Source organism: Kribbella sp. NBC_00382 (assembly GCF_036067295.1).
Classification (GTDB): Bacteria; Actinomycetota; Actinomycetes; order Propionibacteriales; family Kribbellaceae; genus Kribbella.
Genome location: NZ_CP107954.1, coordinates 281,606 through 301,011 on the forward strand (window position 1 = coordinate 281,606; position 19,406 = coordinate 301,011).

18 protein-coding genes are annotated in these 19,406 nt (G+C 66.2%); 15 read left to right on the top strand and 3 right to left on the bottom strand.

Going from position 1 to position 19,406, the window contains the following annotated elements:
• The first annotated feature begins 88 nt into the window (after window positions 1-88).
• Complete coding sequence (locus OHA70_RS01310) at window positions 89-1,324, top strand: hypothetical protein (RefSeq protein ID WP_328327584.1); 1,236 nt, start codon at window positions 89-91, stop codon at window positions 1,322-1,324.
• A gap of 227 nt (window positions 1,325-1,551) precedes the next feature.
• The gene (locus OHA70_RS01315; RefSeq protein WP_328327586.1) at window positions 1,552-2,673 is read left to right on the top strand and encodes a hypothetical protein; all 1,122 of its coding nucleotides are present in this window, start codon (window positions 1,552-1,554) and stop codon (window positions 2,671-2,673) included.
• Here the strand turns inward: OHA70_RS01315 and OHA70_RS01320 are convergent.
• Both OHA70_RS01320 and OHA70_RS01325 read right to left on the bottom strand, forming a co-directional pair.
• Window positions 2,670-3,035, bottom strand: a complete 366-nt coding sequence (locus OHA70_RS01320; RefSeq protein ID WP_328327588.1) for a hypothetical protein — start codon at window positions 3,033-3,035, stop codon at window positions 2,670-2,672. The genes OHA70_RS01315 and OHA70_RS01320 overlap by 4 nt on opposite strands.
• Window positions 3,036-3,088: 53 nt before the next feature.
• Window positions 3,089-4,150 (bottom strand): substrate-binding domain-containing protein, encoded by a 1,062-nt coding sequence (locus tag OHA70_RS01325; RefSeq protein WP_328327590.1) that lies wholly within the window; start codon window positions 4,148-4,150, stop codon window positions 3,089-3,091.
• A gap of 100 nt (window positions 4,151-4,250) precedes the next feature.
• Here OHA70_RS01325 and OHA70_RS01330 point away from each other — a divergent pair, with 100 nt between their 5' ends.
• The 11 genes from OHA70_RS01330 to OHA70_RS01380 all read left to right on the top strand — a co-directional run bounded on the left by OHA70_RS01330 (window position 4,251) and on the right by OHA70_RS01380 (window position 13,419).
• Window positions 4,251-4,661 carry a MarR family winged helix-turn-helix transcriptional regulator gene (locus OHA70_RS01330; RefSeq protein ID WP_328327592.1) on the top strand — a complete coding sequence of 137 codons (411 nt, stop codon included), beginning with the start codon at window positions 4,251-4,253 and terminating at the stop codon, window positions 4,659-4,661.
• Window positions 4,662-4,813: 152 nt separating this feature from the next.
• On the top strand, window positions 4,814-6,466 hold the full coding sequence (locus OHA70_RS01335) for a purine-cytosine permease family protein (RefSeq protein ID WP_328327594.1): 1,653 nt from the start codon (window positions 4,814-4,816) through the stop codon (window positions 6,464-6,466).
• Entirely contained in the window at window positions 6,463-6,765 is a 303-nt protein-coding gene (locus tag OHA70_RS01340) for an urease subunit gamma (RefSeq protein WP_328327596.1), read from the top strand. The genes OHA70_RS01335 and OHA70_RS01340 overlap by 4 nt, the downstream gene beginning before the upstream one ends.
• 11 nt (window positions 6,766-6,776) lie before the next feature.
• A complete protein-coding gene (gene ureB, locus OHA70_RS01345; RefSeq protein WP_328327598.1) occupies window positions 6,777-7,157 on the top strand; it encodes an urease subunit beta in 381 nt (126 codons plus the stop codon).
• Entirely contained in the window at window positions 7,150-8,853 is a 1,704-nt protein-coding gene (locus OHA70_RS01350) for an urease subunit alpha (protein WP_328327600.1), read from the top strand. Before ureB ends, OHA70_RS01350 begins: the two co-directional genes overlap by 8 nt.
• A gap of 116 nt (window positions 8,854-8,969) precedes the next feature.
• The gene (locus OHA70_RS01355; protein ID WP_328327602.1) at window positions 8,970-9,947 is read left to right on the top strand and encodes an urease accessory protein UreF; all 978 of its coding nucleotides are present in this window, start codon (window positions 8,970-8,972) and stop codon (window positions 9,945-9,947) included.
• Window positions 9,940-10,656, top strand: coding sequence for an urease accessory protein UreG (gene ureG / locus OHA70_RS01360; protein WP_328327604.1), 717 nt, complete (start codon window positions 9,940-9,942; stop codon window positions 10,654-10,656). The genes OHA70_RS01355 and ureG overlap by 8 nt, the downstream gene beginning before the upstream one ends.
• Window positions 10,640-11,431 carry an urease accessory protein UreD gene (locus OHA70_RS01365; RefSeq protein WP_328327606.1) on the top strand — a complete coding sequence of 264 codons (792 nt, stop codon included), beginning with the start codon at window positions 10,640-10,642 and terminating at the stop codon, window positions 11,429-11,431. The genes ureG and OHA70_RS01365 overlap by 17 nt, the downstream gene beginning before the upstream one ends.
• A complete protein-coding gene (locus OHA70_RS01370; RefSeq protein ID WP_328327609.1) occupies window positions 11,422-12,051 on the top strand; it encodes a nucleoside/nucleotide kinase family protein in 630 nt (209 codons plus the stop codon). The genes OHA70_RS01365 and OHA70_RS01370 overlap by 10 nt, the downstream gene beginning before the upstream one ends.
• A gap of 455 nt (window positions 12,052-12,506) precedes the next feature.
• Entirely contained in the window at window positions 12,507-12,995 is a 489-nt protein-coding gene (locus tag OHA70_RS01375; RefSeq protein WP_442913864.1) for an ABC transporter permease, read from the top strand.
• A gap of 229 nt (window positions 12,996-13,224) precedes the next feature.
• Window positions 13,225-13,419 carry a hypothetical protein gene (locus OHA70_RS01380; protein WP_328327611.1) on the top strand — a complete coding sequence of 65 codons (195 nt, stop codon included), beginning with the start codon at window positions 13,225-13,227 and terminating at the stop codon, window positions 13,417-13,419.
• A gap of 36 nt (window positions 13,420-13,455) precedes the next feature.
• Here OHA70_RS01380 and OHA70_RS01385 read toward each other — a convergent pair whose 3' ends face one another.
• Window positions 13,456-14,442 carry a LacI family DNA-binding transcriptional regulator gene (locus tag OHA70_RS01385; protein ID WP_328327613.1) on the bottom strand — a complete coding sequence of 329 codons (987 nt, stop codon included), beginning with the start codon at window positions 14,440-14,442 and terminating at the stop codon, window positions 13,456-13,458.
• A gap of 148 nt (window positions 14,443-14,590) precedes the next feature.
• Here OHA70_RS01385 and OHA70_RS01390 point away from each other — a divergent pair, with 148 nt between their 5' ends.
• Both OHA70_RS01390 and OHA70_RS01395 read left to right on the top strand, forming a co-directional pair.
• Window positions 14,591-16,813, top strand: a complete 2,223-nt coding sequence (locus OHA70_RS01390; protein WP_328327615.1) for an RICIN domain-containing protein — start codon at window positions 14,591-14,593, stop codon at window positions 16,811-16,813.
• A 39-nt stretch (window positions 16,814-16,852) separates the two neighbouring features.
• On the top strand, window positions 16,853-19,348 hold the full coding sequence (locus tag OHA70_RS01395; RefSeq protein WP_328327617.1) for a phosphocholine-specific phospholipase C: 2,496 nt from the start codon (window positions 16,853-16,855) through the stop codon (window positions 19,346-19,348).
• Window positions 19,349-19,406: the final 58 nt, after the last annotated feature.

Genomic DNA, 19,406 nt, shown 5'->3' on the forward strand with positions numbered 1-19,406 from the left:
GCAACAACGGGCAATTCCGGCGCGTGGGCAGGGCGCACGTGATAGGCATGGGCGTTTGCTTCAGGGGCGGGGATCTACGGAGGCAGTGATGGGGCGGCGTGGGTGGCTGATGGCGGCCGGGGCCTTGGCCATCGTGGCCAGCGGGCTGACGGATGGAACGGCGGCGAGCAGCACTACGGCAGTACAGGTTGATCCTGCTGCGCAGGTTGCTGCCGTGGACGCGGTCCTGCAGCGCCGGGCGACTGCAGTGCTGCAACACGACAAGGACCAGTTCATCGCCGATGTCGATCCGTACAACAAGCAACTGCAGTCCAAGCAGAAGGTTTTGTTCGAGAACCTGGTGCAGTTCGGGTTCGGGAAGCTGACCTATCGGCAGGGCGATCCGCAGTTCGACCAGGCGCTGCTCGACAAGTACGGCCCGACGGCGTACCTGGTGAGCGGGGTGATGGAGTACCAGATCGACGGGATCGACGAACTGCCGGTGCAGACTCCGGTGGGGTACACGTTCGTCAGGCGTGACGGGCGGTACGTACTGACCGACGACACCTATCTGGATACCGGCCAATCTGACAGTCCGAACCAGGAGGCCTGGGACACCGGTCCGGTGCTGGTACGACGAGGCCCGCGGACGCTGGTGGTTGTCGAGCAAGGCCAGACGGAGCTCGCCAAGTCGATCCTGGCCGACGCGCAGGTCGCGGTGAAAGCCGTGAACCGATGGTGGCTGCCCGGTTGGCAGGGCGGTGCTCTGGTGATCGCACTCGACGACACGAAGGTGCGAGCAGCCGACTTCGACGCGCCCAGATGGAAGGACACCCCGGCGGTAGCGACACCCGTGTACCGAGCCGACACCGGCCTGGGTGGCTCGTACGTCGTGGTGAACCCGCGCGATCGCGGCCAACTGGATGCGCGGCTGCTAGCGCACGAGTTCACTCACGTCGCCACCGCGCCGGACGGATCCTCAGCCCCGCTCTGGCTGGTCGAGGGCATGGCCGAGTACGTCAGCCGGCTGCCGATGAAGGGCGAGACCGCCGTCGATCTCGCCAAGTACCGCGCCGAGGTCCGCTCGAAGTACCTGACCAAGGCGAAGGCGCTGCCGACCGACAAGCAGTTCTTCGGTCCGACGAAGGACGGCTCCTACGCGATCGGCTGGTACGCCGTCGACTATCTGGTCCACAAGTACGGTCTGATCCAGGTCGTCGGGCTCCATCAGGCAATGGCCTGGCAGGTGAATTCGCAGGGCAGGCGCGACTCCGTCCTGACCGCCCAGTTCGGTCGCACCGAGGCCCAGATCTTCGCCGACCTCAAGGCTGCCGGCGATTCGTGATACAGATAAGCGCTTGCTTTTAGCGTGGCCGGGGGGCCTGGGGAGGGGTTTTGATGGGTCGGCGTGGGTGGCTGGGGGCCGCGGGGGCGGTGATTGTCGCGGTCGCGGGTGCGGCTGGTGGGGTGGCGTTGCACCTGCACGGGGGCGGGGAGCCTGCTCCGGTGGCGGTGGCGAGTAGTCCTCGGCCTACCGCAGTACAGGTTGATGTGACTGCTCAGAGTGCTGCCGTGGATGCGATTCTGAAGCGGCGGGCGGCCGCTGTACTCACCAAGAACGAGGCGCAGTTCCTGGCCGATGTCGATCCGAAGAACGCGAAGCTGGTCGCGGCGCAGAAGGTCTTGTTCGAGAATCTGGTGCAGTTCGGGTTCGTGAAGCTGAACTACCTGCAGGACCGGCCGCAGTTCGAGCAGAAGCTGATCGACAAGTACGGGCCGACGACCTACCTGGTCAGCGTGGTGATGTCGTACCAGATCGGCGGCATCGACGATCAGCTGGTGAAGGCCCCGCTGGGCTACATGTTCGTGCAGCGCGGCGGCCGGTACCTGCTGATCAACGACACGTACATGGACAGTGCTCTGCCGATCGGGGCGCACAAGGAGGCCTGGGACGTCGGTCCCGTGCTGGTACGCCGGGGAGCCCGCGCCCTCGTGGTTGTCGAGCGGGGCAAGGCGGGGCTGGCCAAGTCGATCCTGGCCGACGCGGAGTCCGCAGTACGGGCGGTGAACAAGCTGTGGTCGGCCAATTGGCGCGGTGGCGGGCTGGTGATCGCGCTGGACGACAAGGTGGTCCGTACTGCCGACTACACCAAGCCGAAGGATGCCGAAGACTTCCTGGCCGTGGCGACCCACGTCTACCGGACGCTGCCCGGTGAGGTCCAGGCGGAGGGCGAGGACGGTGGCGCCTACGTGATCGTGAACCCGCGCTACCGCGACGAGCTGGATGCACGGGTGCTGGCGCACGAGTTCACGCACGTGGCGACCGCGCCGTACGGGCCCGACGCGCCGAGATGGCTGGTCGAGGGCACGGCGGAGTACGTCGAACAGCTGCCGATGGATGGCGAACGCGACCTGGATCTCGCTCGGTACCGCCGGATGATCCGCTCGAAGTACCTGAACAAGGTCAAGGCGCTGCCGGCCGACCCGGTGTTCTACGCCTCGATGGACAGCTCGTACCCGATCGGCTGGTACGCCGTCGACTACCTGGTCGACAAGTACGGCGCGACCAAGCTCGCCAAGCTCTACCAGGAGCTGGCCCGGCAGGGGTTCAGCCAGAACCAGCGCGACCTGATCATGACCGCCCAGCTCGGCCGCACCGAGGCCCAGCTCTTCGCCGACCTCAAGAAGCGTTAACAGTCGAATTCGAAGACCAGCAAAGCCTTCCCGGTCGGCGAGGTCCAGCGGTACGCAACCAGGCAGGCGTCGGTACCGGCCGGTGGCGAGCCGTCGTCGAGGATGTAGTTAGCCAGCACGAACGGCCGCCACACCCGGCTCCGGCCGTCGAACCGATGGGCGCCGACGCCCCGGTCCTCGAACCGGCCGATCAGGACCGGCTGTACTTCGGGATCGCGCAGCAACCCCTCGACGACGGTGCGGTCGAGCCACTCCCCGTCGTCCTCGGTGAAAGGCTGCCCGCGCAGGACGATCTCGTCTCCGTTCGGACGGATCGAGAACTCCGGCGCGGGGATGAGCAAGTTGGCGAGTTCTTGCAACATCCGATCGACAGTAGCCGAGATTTCACCGCCTGGGGATGGCTCAGCGCGATCAATCAACCACACTGTGCAATGCGGTCCTCGACGGTGAATTCGAGGCCGTTCGCCGCCGCCAGGTAGACGTCCTGGTCGACGAGGTTTCCGTCCAGCCGCATGAGCCCGCGGGGGCTGTCGTAGAAGTGGCCGGTCGGCAGTGCGGAGACCGCGTCGATGGCGATCGAACCGGCCATTTCGCCCAGCCTGGCAAGGAAACGGATGGCTTCGTAGCACGATTCGCCGACCGCATTGAGGGCCGGCGCCCAGGTGCCGAAGCGGGCGTAATAGTCGCGGGCGAATTCGCCGCTCTCGGTGGTGGCGAGGCCGTCGAAGTACGCGGCGGCGGCATACAAGCCCTTGTTTGCCGTGGGTCCGGCGGCCAGCAGGGTGTTCTCCTCGATGGCCGGGCTGAGGCGGAGCAAGCGTTCGCTCAAGCCTGCCTTGGCGAATTGCCTGTTGAAGTGGACCGCGTCCTGACCCATCAGGAGCATGATCACGCCTTCGACATCAGCGCGCTCGAGGCTTTGGATCACGCTGCCGAAGTCGGAGGTACCGAGTGGGACGAAGTCCGACTGCACGATCGAGGAAGCTGAACCCTGTAAGGATTTCGTCGCGGTGGTCGCCGTCACTCGCGGGTAGATGTAGTCGTTGCCGACCACGGCCCAGCGGCGTACGCCGTGCTGCGCGCCGATCCAATGTGTTGCCGGGAGCAACTGATTGACCGGCCGTTCGCCGAGCATGAAGACGCCAGGGGTGTCATCACCGCCTTCATGCATCGCGGCGAACGCGTAGACGACCTTGCCGCCGATCCGCCGGGTGAGGGCGACCCGTACGGCGGAGATGTGCCAGCCCGCGACCGCGTCGACGCGACCGCTGTCCACCAGCCGGCCGACCTCCTCGGCCACCACTGCCGGTTGCCGGCCCGCGTCGACCTGGACCAGCTCGACCTGGCGGCCGGCGATCCCACGGCTGGCGTTGAGTTGCTCGATCGCGAGCTGGGCGCAGGCCAGGCAAGACGGGCCGTAGATGCCGGTCGTTCCTTGCATGGGCACGACGAGGGCGATCGACAGCTGCTCGCGCACGCCGGACCTCCTTCAGCCTTTCGGACAGTGTGGCTCAGTCCTGCTCACTACTCCGAGCTCTGAGCTATATTCACCAGAACGTGAGACACGGGGAGGCAGGATGACCGCCAGTCTGCTCCTGCTGTTGAAGCAGGCCGAACGCCGGATCGAGCACCAGTTGCGGCCGATCCTGGCCGAGTTCGACCTGTCCCTGGAGCAGTGGCGGGTGATGTCGGCGCTGGCGGATGAGCCCGGTCTGCCGATGTCCACGCTCGCCGCGCAGGCGGTACTTCCGAACGCCAGCCTCACCCGTCACGTCGACAAGCTGGTTGAGCGCGGCCTCGTCGTACGCCGGATTCACCCGTCCGATCGCCGCCGGGTGGTCACGGCGTTGTCGCCGGTCGGTACTACGGTCGCCGAGCGCCTGCGAGCCGAGGAACGCCGGGTCGAATCCGCCATCGCGGACGAGCTCGGCGACGACCGCCTGCAGGGTCTTGCCGGTGGGTTGAGGCAGCTTCAGCGCTCGATCTAGGTACTTCCAGATGGAAATACACGACCTTAGCGGTTTGGAAACACCGGTGTAACGCGGCGTTCCTAGGTTCCTTCCATTCGGGTGCATCAGTTCCGGCAGTGTCGCCGGGCGCCTTGCACCGTCCCCGCCCGAAGGTGCCGCAGGAGTTCGCCATGACCGTTGAACCCTCCATCGACCACCGCACCACTCCCCCGTCGGAGCCCACCGCCGCCACCCGCGAGACGCTCGAGGACTACACACTGCGGTTCGCGCCGCGGTCCTACCGCAAGTGGTCGACCGGCGTCGTCGCCGTCTCCGCGCTCGGCGGTATCGCCTACCTGGCCGACTTCGCGATCGGCGCGAACATCGGCATCTCGTACGGCACCACGAACGCCTTGTGGGGCATCGGGATCTTCGCCGTCGTCATCTTCGCGACCGGCCTGCCACTCGCGTACTACGCCGCGCGGTACAACATCGACCTCGACCTGATCACCCGCGGCAGCGGCTTCGGGTACTACGGGTCGGTGGTGACCAACGTGATCTTCGCGTCCTTCACCTTCATCTTCTTCGCGCTCGAAGGCTCGATCATGGCGCAGGGGTTGAAGCTGGGGCTGCATGTCCCACTCGCACTCGGGTACGCCGTCTCGACGCTGGTGATCTTCCCGCTGGTCATCTACGGCATGAAAGTACTGTCCACGCTGCAGGTCTGGACGACGCCGCTGTGGTTGCTGCTGATGGTGCTGCCGTTCGTCTACCTCGTCGTCTCGCACCCGGAGTCGGTGTCGTCGTTCTTCGACTACCAGGGCGAGGACGGCAAGGGCGCGACGGATGTCGGCTCGATGCTGCTCGCGGCCGGCGTCTGTCTCTCGCTCATCGCGCAGATCGCCGAGCAGATCGACTACCTGCGATTCATGCCGCCGAAGACGCCCGAGAACTCGCGGCGCTGGTGGACGCACATGCTGCTGGCCGGCCCGGGCTGGGTGATCTTCGGTGCGATCAAGCAGGTGATCGGGCTGTTCCTGGCCGTCTACATCATCGCGTCCGTGACTGATGGTGCTGGAGTCGCGAACGAGCCAGTGCATCAGTTCCTCGAGATCTACCGTGGGTTCCTGCCGGGGTGGCTCGCGATGACGCTGGCCGTAGTACTGGTGGTGATCAGTCAGGTGAAGATCAACGTGACGAACGCGTACTCCGGTTCGCTGGCGTGGACCAACTCGTACACCCGGCTGACCAAGCACTACCCCGGGCGGCTCGTGTTCCTCGGCTTCAACCTGGTGATCGCGCTGGTGCTGATGGAAGCCAACATGTTCGACTTCCTCAACACCATCCTCGGCTTCTACGCCAACTGCGGGATGGCGTGGATCGTGGTCGTTGCCTCGGACATCGTCTTCAACAAGTACCTGCTGAAGCTGTCGCCGAAGGTGCCGGAGTTCCGGCGCGGCATGCTTTATGCGATCAACCCGGTCGGCTTCGTGTCGATGGCGGTCGCCGCTGGTGTGTCGATCCTAGTCTTCTTCGGCGGGCTCGGCGACGGGATCAAGCCGTACTCGCCGCTGGTCGCGATCGTGCTTGCACTGGTTTTGCCGCCGGTGCTGGCTATCGTCACTCGTGGGAAGTACTACCTCCGGCGCACGAGTGATGGGATTGAGCTGCCGATGTTCGATGACCACGGGAACCCGTCAGGCGCAGTACTGACCTGCCATGTGTGCCGGCAGGACTACGAGCGCCCCGACATGACGGCCTGCGAAACCCACAGCGCCTTCGTCTGCTCGCTGTGCCTGAGTACAGACAAGGTCGCCGACCACGTACTGGCGGCCCAGGCGTGAACTTCACCCCGTCCGAGATCGAGAAACTGCTTCTCTCCGTGGCCGGGATGGTCGCCCGCGACCGCCTGGCCCGGGGAGTCCGCCTCAACCACCCCGAGTCGGTAGCCCTCCTCAGCACCTGGGTCATCGAACGAGCCCGCGAAGGCGCCCTCGTCGCCGACCTGATGGAACAAGGCCGCACAGTCCTCACCAGAGACCAGGTCATGAACGGCGTCGCCGAACTCCTCACGGACGTACAGGTAGAAGCAACCTTCCCCGACGGCCGGAAACTGGTCACTATCCACAGCCCCATAATCTGAACGGGGATCTGATGAGCAACAAGATTAGACTTAGCAATGAAGGACAGGGGGCGGGCAACTGGGGCCCCGGCGCAGTACGAGTCGCCCCCGGCACGATCGAACTGAACGCGGGCCGCCAGAAGTTGACGCTGGTGATCGTCAACACCGGCGACCGCCCGGTCCAGATCGGCTCCCACCTCCACCTCCCCGACGCCAACACCGCCCTGGCGTTCGATCGCGAAGCCGCCCACGGCTTCCGCCTAGACATCCCCTCCGGTACGTCGCAACGCTTCGAGCCCGGCGCCTCCCGCGAGGTCGTCGCGGTCGCACTGGCCGGCCGCCGGCTGGTACCCGGCATCCAGATCAAGCCGGCCTCGGACGAGGCAACCCCACAGGCGGCGGACCATGGCTGAGATCTCGCGCGCCGCCTATGCCGCGCTTTACGGGCCGACGGTTGGGGATCAGGTTCGGTTGGGGGATACGGATCTGTGGATTGAGGTGGAAGAGGATCGGACTGTTGGGGGTGAGGAGGCGATCTTCGGGGGTGGGAAGTCGATTCGGGAGTCGATGGCTCAGGGGACGACTACTCGGGGCGAAGGGGCGCCGGACACTGTCATCACCAACGTGTTGGTGCTCGATTGGTGGGGTGTGGTTCGGGCTGATGTGGGGATTCGGGATGGGTTGATCGTCGCGCTGGGGAAGGCGGGTAATCCGGATATCGCGGATGGGGTGCATCCGGACCTGCGGATCGGGCCGTCGACGGATGTCATCGCCGGGGAGGGGCGGATTCTGACGGCGGGGGCTATCGACTCGCATGTGCATTTGCTGTCGCCGTCGCAGTTGCACGAGGCCTCGGCGACGGGGATCACAACGATCGTGGGTGGTGGTACAGGGCCGAGTGAGGGGTCGAAGGCGACGACTGTCACGCCGGGGGCTTGGCATCTGGCGAAGATGCATCGGAGTCTCGATGCTTTGCCGCTCAACATTTTGCTGCTGGGTAAGGGGAACACGGTCAGCGCCGAGGGTTTGGCCGAGCAGGCGCTCGCGGGAGCGGCCGGGTACAAGGTGCACGAGGACTGGGGTTCGACGCCGGCGGTGATCGATGCGTCGTTGAAGGCTGCGGATGCGTGGGGACTCCAGGTCGCGCTGCACGCGGACAGCTTGAACGAGGCCGGGTTCGTGGAGTCGACGTTGCGAGCGATCGACGGCCGATCGATCCACGCGTTCCACGTCGAGGGCGCCGGCGGCGGGCATGCGCCGGACATCCTCTCGATCGCGAGTCATCCGCACGTCATCCCCGGCTCGACCAACCCGACCTTGCCGCACACGGTCAACACCGTCGCCGAGCATCTCGACATGCTGATGGTCTGCCATCACCTGAGCCCGGACGTACCGGAGGATCTGGCGTTCGCCGAGTCGCGGATCCGCGCGACCACGATCGCCGCCGAGGACGTCCTCCACGACATGGGCGCGCTGTCGGTCACGTCGTCGGATGCCCAGGCGATGGGCCGAATCGGCGAGGTCATCACCCGTACCTGGCAGGTCGCGCACGTGATGAAGGCCCGCCGCGGGACGCTGGGCGCGAGCCTCCCGGCCGACAACGAACGCGCTCGCCGATACGTCGCGAAGTACACGATCAACCCGGCAGTTGCCCACGGCATCGATCACTTGGTGGGCTCGGTCGAAGTCGGCAAGCTGGCCGACCTCGCACTCTGGGATCCCGCGTACTTCGGTGTACGCCCCCGCCTGGTGATCAAAGGCGGCGCCATCGCCTGGGCCGCACTCGGCGACCCGAACGCCTCCATCCCGACGCCCCAACCGGTCCTCATGCGCCCGGCGTTCGGCAACGCGATCGGCGCGGACCTGTCCATCACCTTCGTCTCCCCCGCGGCCCTCGACGACGGCCTCGCCGACCGGTTGCAGCTCCGCAGGCGCCTCGAAGGCGTCCGCCCGACCCGCGACGTCGGCAAAGCCCAGATGAAGAACAACAACGCCCTGCCAACCATCGACATCGACCCGGAAACCTTCGCCATCAAAGTCGACGGCGACCTCATCGAACCCTCCCCCGCCACCGAACTCCCCCTGGCCCAGCTCTACAACCTCTTCTGATGAACACCTCCGAAGAGGCGACCGGCGACCAGTCGCGGCGACCTCGAACACCTAGTGGCGACCTTGGACATGAAATAACGTGTTCAAGGTCGCCAGAAGGCGTTCACGCCCACCAGATGTTGTCGCCGTCACGCAGGCAGAACGCTGCTGCGGAAGGCGCGGAGGCAGTTGCGGCCGCCGGAGCCGGTACGGCGCGGGCTGGCACGGCGGGAGCTGGTGCGGCGGGAGCCGGTACCGCGGGAGCTGGTGCGGCGGGAGCCGGTACCGCGGGAGCCGGTACCGCGGGAGCCGGTACCGCGGGAGCCGGTACCGCGGGAGCCAGTACCGCGGGAGCTGGTGCGGAGGCTGCAGCTGGAGCGGACGCGGGGGCTGGTGCGATGGCCGGGGCCGAGGTCGGAGCTGTGGCGGCTGGAGTCGCCGTGGGGTCGCCGGAGTTGGTGGCGATGACGTTGGCTGATGCGCGGTTGCCTACTGGCGGGCATACGCAGTCGGGTGGGTTGGAGGCTGGTGTTCGGGCGGGGCTTGGGGCGGAGGGGGCTCGGCTCGGTGACGTTGCGAGTTATGCGGCGGATCGGTTGCGGACGATTGTCCGTGTCGAGGCGGCGACCGCGGTGGTGGCGCGACAACTCGCTCTCGATGGGGAGTTGGTTGAGCAGGTTGAGGCTGCCTGGGCGGCGCGGACTCCTAGTCAGGCGTTGCGGGCTGCGTCGCGCAGGCAGGGGCGTGCTTATCTGCGGTTGGCGGCGCGGGTTTGGCCTAGGACTACTGAGTATTTGAAGGCTGATGCGGAGATCGCGCGACCAGTGGTGGTTGGGGTGGTCGCGGCTGTGACGGGGCTGTCGGCGGAGCAGACCGCGCGGCTGATCGGGTACGACGATGCGCAGACCGTCGTGGCCGCATCGCTCAAGTTGTTGCCGGTGGATCCGGCCGACGCGGCGAGCTGGTTGCTCAGGCTCCATCCCGCGATCGAGGAACTCGTCGCTGCCGTTAGCCAGACGACTTCACCCGCCGAGATTCCGGCGTACGGCGCTCCGTTGGTGGACGTGTTCGCGCAAGCTCATGCTGTCGAGAGAATGAGGTTATTCCATGCCTAGTACCAGCCGTTCGTTCCGTCTCGGCGTCGCCGGCCCGGTCGGTACCGGCAAGAGCTCGCTGATCGCGATGGTCTGCCGCGAGCTCGCCTCCGAACTCCAGCTCGGCGTCATCACCAACGACATCTACACCGACGAGGACGCGCGGCTGCTGCGCGCGGCCGGCGTACTCGATCCAGAGCGGATCCGCGCCGTCGAGACCGGCGCCTGCCCGCACACGGCGATCCGCGACGACGTCACCCCGAACCTGATCGCGGTCGAGGATCTCGAACGCGACTTCGCCCCACTCGACGTCGTACTGGTCGAGTCCGGCGGCGACAACCTCACCGCAACCTTCTCCCCCGCGCTCGTCGACGCGCAGATCTTCGTACTGGACGTCGCCGGCGGTGGTGACGTCGCCCGCAAAGGCGGCCCCGGCATCGCCCGCGCCGACCTGCTCATCGTCAACAAGACCGACCTCGCCCCGTACGTCGGTGTCGATGTCCCCCAAATGGTCGCCGACGCCGAGGCCGCCCGCGCCGGCAAGCCGGTACTCGCGTTGTCCCGCACAGACGCTGAGTCCGTACGCCGCCTGAAGGAATGGGTACTCGCCATGACCCAAAAGGTCCGCAGCGGCTCCCACACCCCAGTCGACCCCGGCCCGATGGCCCCCCACTCCCACGTCGGCGACAACGGCGAACTCATCTCCCACACCCATGCCCACTCCCACTAACCACCCCCAACACCCCACCCCCGAGGTGCTCGCCCCTCCCCTGGCGCACCCGGCTGCCGACGCGCGTTCGATCACCCGGATCGAGGTTGTTGCGGATCCTGTTCGCGATCGGTGTTTGCTGACCACCGGGCTGCTGTCGCCGCGTCGTCTGCGGGCGCCTGACGGGGTGGTCCGCATCGCGCTCGTGGCCGCGTCGGCTCTCTTGCTGGCCGGTGACCATGTCGAGATCCAGGTCGTGGTGTCCGGGCCGGTGAAGCTGGACATCATCGAGACGGCGGGCACTGTCGCCTACGCGATGCGGGGTGGCTCGGCCCGCTGGGACGTTACCGTCGAGCTCACCGATGGTGCTCAGCTCACTTGGCATGGAGAGCCCTTTGTCGTCTCGGAAGGGGCTGACGTCACCAGGTCGATGACGGTCGACCTCGAGTCCGGCTGCACGATGGCATTCCGGGAGTCGCTCGTGTTCGGGCGCCACGGTGAGACCGGCGGCACGCTGCGTTCATCTCAGCGAGCGCGCCTCGACGGCGAACTGCTCCTGGCCGAAGACCTAGACCTCTCACCCACAGCAAGACCCGGCTGGGCGATCCTCGGTGATGCTCGCTGCCTCGACTCCGTGACCGCCCTCGGCCGCCGCCTCCCAGACGACCCCACCACCCTGCAATTAGAAGGCCCGGGCTCGATCATCAGACGGTTGGTCCACGACCAGCACCAAAGCGATCTTGCGCAAAGCTGGGCAGCCTTGAGCAAGCCTGACAAGATCTCCGGGTGCAGCTGAATCGAGAGAGCGCCTTCAACCGAGCCGTCGCGCTGGCAACCCAGGAACGCCGCGCGATCCTCGGCATCACCGGCGCCCCCGCCGCCGGCAAGTCGACGTACGCCGAACAGCTCACCGCAGGCTTGATTGCCAACGGCCACAAAGTCGCACTCGTCCCGATGGACGGCTACCACCTCGCCCAGTCGGCACTCGAAGAACGCGGACTAGCCGCCGTCAAAGGCGCACCCCAAACCTTCGACGGCTACGGCTTCGTCGCCCTGCTCAAGCGCCTCAAGGACTCCCCGGACGAAACCATCTGGGCCCCGAGATTCGACCGCTCCATCGAGGACTCCATCGCCGCCACCATCGCCGTACCACCAGAAACAACCCTGGTACTGACCGAAGGCAACTACCTGCTCTTCGATCAGGAGCCCTGGGCAACAGGCCGCCGGCTACTCGACGAGTGCTGGTACATCGACCTGGACGACGACCTGAGACACGAACGACTCGAAGCCCGCCACCAACGCTTCGGCCGTTCACCCCAGGAAGCCCACGACCGCACCTACGGCTCCGACGAAACCAACGCCAACCTCATCGCCGCGACAAAGCCCAACGCGCACGCGGTCATCACCCTGACGTGAGGCGTCACGGCTCAACCGACAGCGATCGCCAGCCGCCCGCAAGGCCGGTCGCGGGTGACTTGTCCCGCTCGACAGGAGGTAGTCGCCGACCTGGACCATCCCCACGCTCAGCCGGCAACCGAAACCCGCGCCACCACCGACTACCTCCTGTCGAGCGGGACACAGCCGACTCCAGAACATGAGTAAGGAAGGTCAGGCGCGATCGATGAACCCCGCCACGCCGACGAGGCCGACCGCCTGGCCGACCGGATCGTGCTGCTCGACGACGGCGGGTCACCGCGTCCGGCACGGCCGACTCACTCAAGACCCAGGTCGGCGGCAAGCGCATCGAGCTGTACTTCAACTACGTCGTGTCCGGCATCCTGCTGCTGACCACCGGGTACGGCGCCGCCAGTACTGCGAGTGTCGTCCGCAATGCGGTGTCCACCACGATCGCCATCCTCGCCTCCCTCGCGATGGAGTTCCGGCCGAACGCCAGCCCGGTCGACTGGCTCGCGGCCATTGGTCTGCTGCTGCTCTACGTAGTCGCGTTGTTCTGGCTGGCCGCTGCGTTGGGCGTGATCGCGAAGTCGGTCGAGTCGGCCAGTGCGTTGAGTTTCGCCATGCTGTTCTTGCCGTACCTGAGCAGCGCGTTCGTTCGTACCGAGACGATGCCGCGCTTCCTCCAACCGATCAGCAAGCACCCAGCCGATCACGCCGGTGATCGAAGCCGTCCGCAGCTTTCTGACCGGTACTGCGTTAGGCTCGAACGGCTGGCTCGCACTCGCCTGGTGTGGCGGCCTGCTCGTCTTCTCGACAGCTCTCGCGACGGCGCTTTACCGCCGCAAAACCACTCGACGACGAGCCCCAGAACCCGACCGTTGGGCGCATGGTTCGAACCGCTCAGCTTTTGGTGTTTCGAGAATCGCCGTGAACCTGCGACCCTGACCCCCGATCAGGGATAAATTCGAAGTCCCCCCACGTGTGGAGGTCCCACTCCCCCCGGGACCCGCACGGACGAATGCCCCGGTCATCGACCGGGGCGTTCGTTTTTACCGGCCCTTTACTCATCCCACCGTGACCGGCAAAAAATCTCTGCGCGGATGTCGAAATCGGCGATCTGGATCCGACGTATCAGTGAGAGCGGGAAGCGCTCAGTAAGAGCAGGAAGCACGGATCGAGGAGAGGGTCAGGATGTCCGAGAACAGCGCGCAGCAGATGATCGTCACCATGCTGGCCGAGGGGAACCCGGTCTGGTACGTCGCCGCGATGGTCAACATGCGCAGTCATGACGTGTACATGATCGGCCGGGCCGCCGGCTATCCCGACAAGGCCAAGCTGCGTCGCGCGGTGTGGGCCCGCAGGAACGCACAGCAGCTCGCCGCCTGACAGTCCCGGCAGGCCGTACAGGAGAGTCAGCCGGTACTACCGAGCAGCCGGTCCGGTGCTGTCGCGGATCACTAGCGAGGTGCGTAACAGTTGCGCCGAGTTGACCGGCTGGGTGCGCTCGTCGATGGCACGCAGGAGCAACGCGGTCGCCTGCCGAGCCATCTCGCGGCTGGGGATCGCGACCGCGGTGAGCGCCGGATGCGTCAACGCCACCGGCGCCGTGTCGTCGAAACCGATCACCGAGACATCGCCCGGTACCGACCGCCCCGACTCCTTCACCGCCTCCAGCACCCCCAGCGCGAGCAGATCGTGCGAAGCGAAGATCGCCGTGAGCTCCGGATCCGCCGCCAACGCAGCCTGGGCCGCCGCGAACCCACCCGCAGGCGTCGGCTGAGTCGGCACGAACACCCTCTCATCGCCGATCGTCAGCTCGTCCTGAGCAAACGCACGCCGAAGGCCGGCCAGCCGTAGCTCATGCGTCGGCAGCTCGACCACAGCCGCCACCCGCTGATGCCCAAGGCTCCGCAGATGCTCCCCCGCCAGGAACCCCGCGTGCTCGTAGTCGATCGTCACGACCGGCAGCGAGTCGGGGATCTGCGTCTCCCAAGCACACAACGCGATCGGGAACCGTGCATCCGGTAGCAGCGCCAGCGGATCAGTCAGATCCCGATCGCCCGCGATCAGCAGCGCATCGACCAGCCGACTCGACAGTCCGGCCAGCTGCCGCTTGGCCCGATCGCCGTCAGCTCGGGTCGTACAGAGCACGAGGTGGTACCCGTGCTGATCCAGCACGTTCTCGACCTCCTCGACGATCTCGGAGTAGAACGGGCTGGCAACTGTCGGCACGATCAGCCCGACAGTCATCGTCGAACCGGTCGCCAGCGAACGCGCCACCAAGTTCGGTTCGTACCCGAGGTCAGCGATCGCAGCCCGGACCCGCGCCTCGGTATCCGGGCGGACAGCAGCCCGGCCGTTGACCACGTTCGACACGGTCTGCTTGGTGACGCCCGCTCGGGTCGCCACGTCCTGCATCGTCACCACGGGCGACCCCAAAGTTGATGGACCGGTCAACTACATGTCTGAGTATTGGGCGATCCCCCCGCCACGTCAATGCCGTAGTTCTGTGGATCGAAGTCTTGTTTACCGGTCAAATGAATTCTATGGTGCAGCGATGTCGACCCCGCTGAGAGTCTCCGTTGCGATCATGACCGCCGCCGCGCTCGCCGGCAGCAGCCTGCAGGCGTCCGCCGCGCCTCCCATCCCGCCAGCGACGACGTACACGGTGTCGGTCGGCGCCACGACCAAGCCGTACCAGTTCCCCGACGACGCACCGGCCACGCCGTACATCGACAAGGACGGGACGTTCTACTTCCAGCAGTCCCACGCCCTGTACGAAGCGACCGCCTCGCGCCAGTGGAACTTCTACACCGGCAGCAACTTCGACACTGCCACGAAGTCGGCAACCATCAGCGGCGCGGTCAACCCGGCCGACAGCCGCGACAAGAACAGCGACACGACCTGGCGCTGCAACAACAGCCCGACCGGCCTGGAGTCGACCTACGTCAACAACGGCGCGGGCTCGTACTCGCAACGCAACTACTGCGACCTGATCGGCACCTGGGTCGATCCGGACACGGGCAACTGGATCGGCCTGGTCCACAACGAGTTCACGCCCCAGCCGTTCGGCGACGGCCTGCACTACGACTCGATCGACTACGCCGTCTCGACCAACCAGGGCAAGGTCTGGACCATCAAGGGCCACGTCATCACCTCGCCGTACAGCACCAAACGCGGCGACGCGACCGCCTTCCCCAACCAGACCTACAACTACGGCGATGGCGACCAGCGCCTCTTCGTCGACACCGCGTCCGGCTACTTCTACGTGTACTACGGATCGCGAGTGATCCCGAAGGGCGGGGCCGGTGGCGGCAACGGCGGGCTCGCCCACGTCGCCCGGGCGCCGCTGTCCGGCAAGATGGCGACCGGCACCTGGTCGAAGTGGTACAACGGCGGCTGGACCCAGCCCGGTGTCGGCGGCCTCGAGAGCAACATGGTCCCGGTGACCGCGTCGAACCAGAACGGCTACACGCCGACGGCCGACGACTACGACCCAGCCAACACCGGCAACGCAGACCAGCAGATCGCGGCCGGGCAACTCCCGGCCAAGTCGGATCTCTTCATCATGAACATCACCTACAACGCCTATCTGGGCTTGTATCTGGGCGAACCCGAGGTCGTCTCGGGAGTCCAGACCCAGCGCTTCTACGTGACGGACAACCTCGCCACCCAGAAGTGGTACCTGATCGGTGACTCAGGCAACTACAAGTCCGGCTCCTGGTACCGCTGGTTCCTCGACCCGGCGAACAAGACGAGCTCCACCATCGTCGGCCGCTCCTTCCGCTCGTACTGTTCGATCGCCTGCGCCACCTCCGACGGCGAGTACGCCGACCTCAGCATCGACTCGACCTCCCCGGCCGCGCCGGTGCTCGATCCCACCAAGACCTACCGAGTTGCCAATGGCAACGGTCGGGTGCTGGCCCAGGTGTCCGGCAGCACGTCGACGACGTCACTCGCCACGGCCACCGGCTCTACCCTCGAGGCCTGGTCCTTCGCTCCCAACGGCGACGGCTCGTACCGGATCGCGAACGCCTCGACCGGCCGGCTGCTCGGTGCCGACTCGTCCGGCAACGCAGGACGTGCATGGGGCGCAGCCTTGTCCGTCACCGCTCCCGGCACGACGGGTCCGACGGCTGGGCAGCAGTGGTTCGTGGTCCCCAACACCTCCTCATCGACGGGGACGGCCAGCGGTGGCTATCGACTCGTCAATCGGTACAGCGGGCTCGTACTCGGGATGTCTTCGCAATCCGGACGGCTGACCGAGTCGACGCCGGTTCGGCACTGGACCAACAGCACGGGTGATGCCGTCGGTGGGTCGCGGACGGCTGCCGAGCAGGCGATGACCATGACAGCGGTGGGTGTCGCGGCGAACCTCAACGGCGTACACACTGTGACGGCCAACGGGAAGGCGCTCGACGATCCCGACTGGTCGAAGGCGACCGGCACCCAGTTCATCACCTGGTCACCGTCCGGACAGCAGAACCAGTCCTGGAACTTCGCCCAGCAGACCGATGGCACGTACACGATCAGCAACGGCTACTCGCAACTGTGCGCCGATGCCGAAGGCGGGTCCACCGCGGCCGGTACGAAGGTGATCCAGTGGACGTGCACAGGCCGGTCGAACCAGCGCTGGATCGTCACGCCGACCAGTTCGGGTTACTTGATCGTCAATGCTCACAGCGGATTGCCGATGACCACTGCCTCCGGTACAGATGGCAGCAAGGTCACGCAGGAGACCACGACCGGCTCAGCCGGTCAGCAGTGGTCTGTCAGTTGAACGCCCCGTCATCTGTCACCCCTGTCCAGGAGGACCGCGATGAAGCGCAGAGACCTGCTCAAAGGAGCAGCCGCAGTCGCAGGGTTCAGCATGTTGCCGATCAACCTTCAACGGGCGCTGGCGCTGCCGGCTCCGACCGGTGGGCTCGAGCTGATCGAACACGTCGTCGTGTTCATGCAGGAGAACCGTTCGTTCGACCACTACTTCGGTAGCCTCCGCGGCGTCCGCGGCTTCAACGATCCGACCGCCCTCGAATCGGTGTTCCGCCAGGCGAACGGAAGTGGGTACGTCTTGCCGTACCCGGTCGACGACCAGTTCATGGCCGGTACTTCGCACGGCTGGCAGGACGGCCACAACGCGTGGAACCGCGGCCGCAACGACCAGTGGGTGCCCAACAAGGGCGTGCGGACGATGACGCATCTGCGGCGGAGCGCGTTGCCGTTCTACTACGCGCTCGCCGATGCGTTCACGATCTGCGACGACTACCACTGCTCCGAGATGGGTCCGACGAATCCCAACCGGATGTACATGTTCACCGGCAAGATCGGGTTCGAGCCCGGGACCAGCAACCGTGCCATCGGCAACGATTCGTGGGACAACGCGAGTCATACCGGCTACACCTGGACGACGTACGCCGAACGCTTGCAGGCAGCCGGGAAGAGCTACCGGGTCTACCAGGAGTGGGACAACTACGGCGACAACTCGCTGGAGTACTTCACGTCATACATGGCCGTCGCGAAGAAGGCACTCGCCTTCACCGGGTACCAGAAGCTCTACGCCTTCTACTACGCGCTGGAAGCCGCCAACTCCTCGCAGCAGCAGACGATGCTTGCCAATCTGGCGAAGGGCGTGGCGACCCTGACTGCGGCCGAGCGCACGAGCTACGACGGTGCGCTTCGACGGGAACGGCCGGGCCAACTGGCGGCAGCGTTCAAGGCCGACGTCGATGCCGACCGACTCCCGGCGGTCTCCTGGCTGGTCGCGCCGGAGAGTGAGAGCGAGCACCCCGACTGGGGACCGAACACCGGCGCCAACCTGGTCAAGCGGGTCCTCGACGCGGTCGCCGCCAAGCCGGACGTGTGGAACAAGACGCTCGTACTGATCAACTACGACGAGAACGACGGGTTCTTCGACCACCTGCCCGCGCCGGCGCCGCCGCTGTCCACCGACGATGGGCTGAGCAACGCCGATCTCGGCGACGAGGCGTACCTCGGGTTGCCGATCGGTCTGGGTGCGCGCGTCCCTCTCCTGGTGGTGTCGCCATGGAGTCGCGGCGGCAATGTCTGCTCGCAGGTGTTCGACCACACCTCGGTACTGCAGTTCATGGAACGCTGGAGCGGCGTCGCGGAACCCAACATCTCGCCCTGGCGTCGAGCGGTCTGCGGCGACCTGACATCAGCCCTCGATCTGACCACCGCCAACGTCACGTACCCGACCTTGCCGGTACCTGTGCCGACCAGCGGATCGCATGGCACCAATCCACAACCACCGGCGACTCAGGTCGTACCGGTTCAAGAAGGCGGCACCAAACCAGCTCGCCCACTGCCGTACGCCCTCACTGCTTCGGGCCGGGTGGCTGCGGATGCGTTCTGGATCGACATGACCAACGACGGGCAGGCCGGTGCGCATTTCTACGTCACGGCTTCGGTAGTCCGCACCGACGGGCCATGGCGTTACACGGTCAAAGCCGGTACCACGCTCTCGGACTACTGGAAGACCGGTACGCCGAACGGCGCCTACAACCTGACGTTGCGCGGACCCAACGGCTTCCTCCGAAGCTTCGTCGGCAACCGGATCATTGTGGCGGGTGCTGCCAACCCCGAGGCGGTACTTCGGTACGCCCCCGCCGAGGATCGCGTCTACGTCACCATGCGCAACTCCGGCAGCAAGGCGTGCACCTTCACCATCACGGTCAACAACCGCACCAGCGGACCGTGGACCTACACCGTCGCGCCGGGTGCATCGGCGGAGGACTGGTTCTCCACTGCGAACGGCATAAACGGCTGGTACGACCTCACCGTCACCGCCGACACCACCGACGGTTTCACCCGCCGCTTCGCCGGCCACCAGGAGACCGGCCGACTCTCTAGTACAGACCCTGTGATGGGTTCCAGCCCGCTGCCCTGCACAGTCCGGTCGGTCGACAGCCAGGAGACGGCCAGCCCCGCGACGAACGCGATCGACGGCAAGCCCACGACGTACTGGCACACCCGCTGGTCCGGTACTGCAGACCCGCTCCCCCACGAAATCCAGCTCGACCTAGGCTCCGCCCGCACCGTCACCGGCCTGTCCTACCTGCCCCGCCAGGACGGCAGCGCCAACGGCCGGATCGGCGCCTACGAGGTCTACCTCAGCAACGACCCCTCCGCCTGGGGCAGCCCGATCCGAACAGCAACCTTCGCCGACAACGCGCTGGTCAAGAGGGTGTCGTGGCTCCCCACCACCGCCCGGTACCTCCGCCTCCGCGCCCTCACCGAGGCCGGCAACCGAGGCCCCTGGACCTCAGCCGCCGAGCTGACTCCCCTCGGCTGGTAAGCCGACGCCCGCCCCGGCGACCTCGGGGCGGGCTGTCTCGTTTTGACACCTCAAGCCA

What these genes read in the sequence shown, in the direction of transcription:
- OHA70_RS01335 (WP_328327594.1), top strand. Translation starts at nt 4,814, where the DNA reads ATGACCGTTGAACCCTCCATCGACCACCGCACCACTCCCCCGTCGGAG.
- ureB (WP_328327598.1), top strand. Translation starts at nt 6,777, where the DNA reads ATGAGCAACAAGATTAGACTTAGCAATGAAGGACAGGGGGCGGGCAAC.
- OHA70_RS01310 (WP_328327584.1), top strand. Translation starts at nt 89, where the DNA reads ATGGGGCGGCGTGGGTGGCTGATGGCGGCCGGGGCCTTGGCCATCGTG.
- OHA70_RS01380 (WP_328327611.1), top strand. Translation starts at nt 13,225, where the DNA reads ATGTCCGAGAACAGCGCGCAGCAGATGATCGTCACCATGCTGGCCGAG.
- OHA70_RS01365 (WP_328327606.1), top strand. Translation starts at nt 10,640, where the DNA reads ATGCCCACTCCCACTAACCACCCCCAACACCCCACCCCCGAGGTGCTC.
- OHA70_RS01350 (WP_328327600.1), top strand. Translation starts at nt 7,150, where the DNA reads ATGGCTGAGATCTCGCGCGCCGCCTATGCCGCGCTTTACGGGCCGACG.
- ureG (WP_328327604.1), top strand. Translation starts at nt 9,940, where the DNA reads ATGCCTAGTACCAGCCGTTCGTTCCGTCTCGGCGTCGCCGGCCCGGTC.
- OHA70_RS01395 (WP_328327617.1), top strand. Translation starts at nt 16,853, where the DNA reads ATGAAGCGCAGAGACCTGCTCAAAGGAGCAGCCGCAGTCGCAGGGTTC.
- OHA70_RS01375 (WP_442913864.1), top strand. Translation starts at nt 12,507, where the DNA reads ATGGAGTTCCGGCCGAACGCCAGCCCGGTCGACTGGCTCGCGGCCATT.
- OHA70_RS01320 (WP_328327588.1), bottom strand. Translation starts at nt 3,035, where the DNA reads ATGTTGCAAGAACTCGCCAACTTGCTCATCCCCGCGCCGGAGTTCTCG.
- OHA70_RS01355 (WP_328327602.1), top strand. Translation starts at nt 8,970, where the DNA reads ATGTTGTCGCCGTCACGCAGGCAGAACGCTGCTGCGGAAGGCGCGGAG.
- OHA70_RS01390 (WP_328327615.1), top strand. Translation starts at nt 14,591, where the DNA reads ATGTCGACCCCGCTGAGAGTCTCCGTTGCGATCATGACCGCCGCCGCG.
- OHA70_RS01330 (WP_328327592.1), top strand. Translation starts at nt 4,251, where the DNA reads ATGACCGCCAGTCTGCTCCTGCTGTTGAAGCAGGCCGAACGCCGGATC.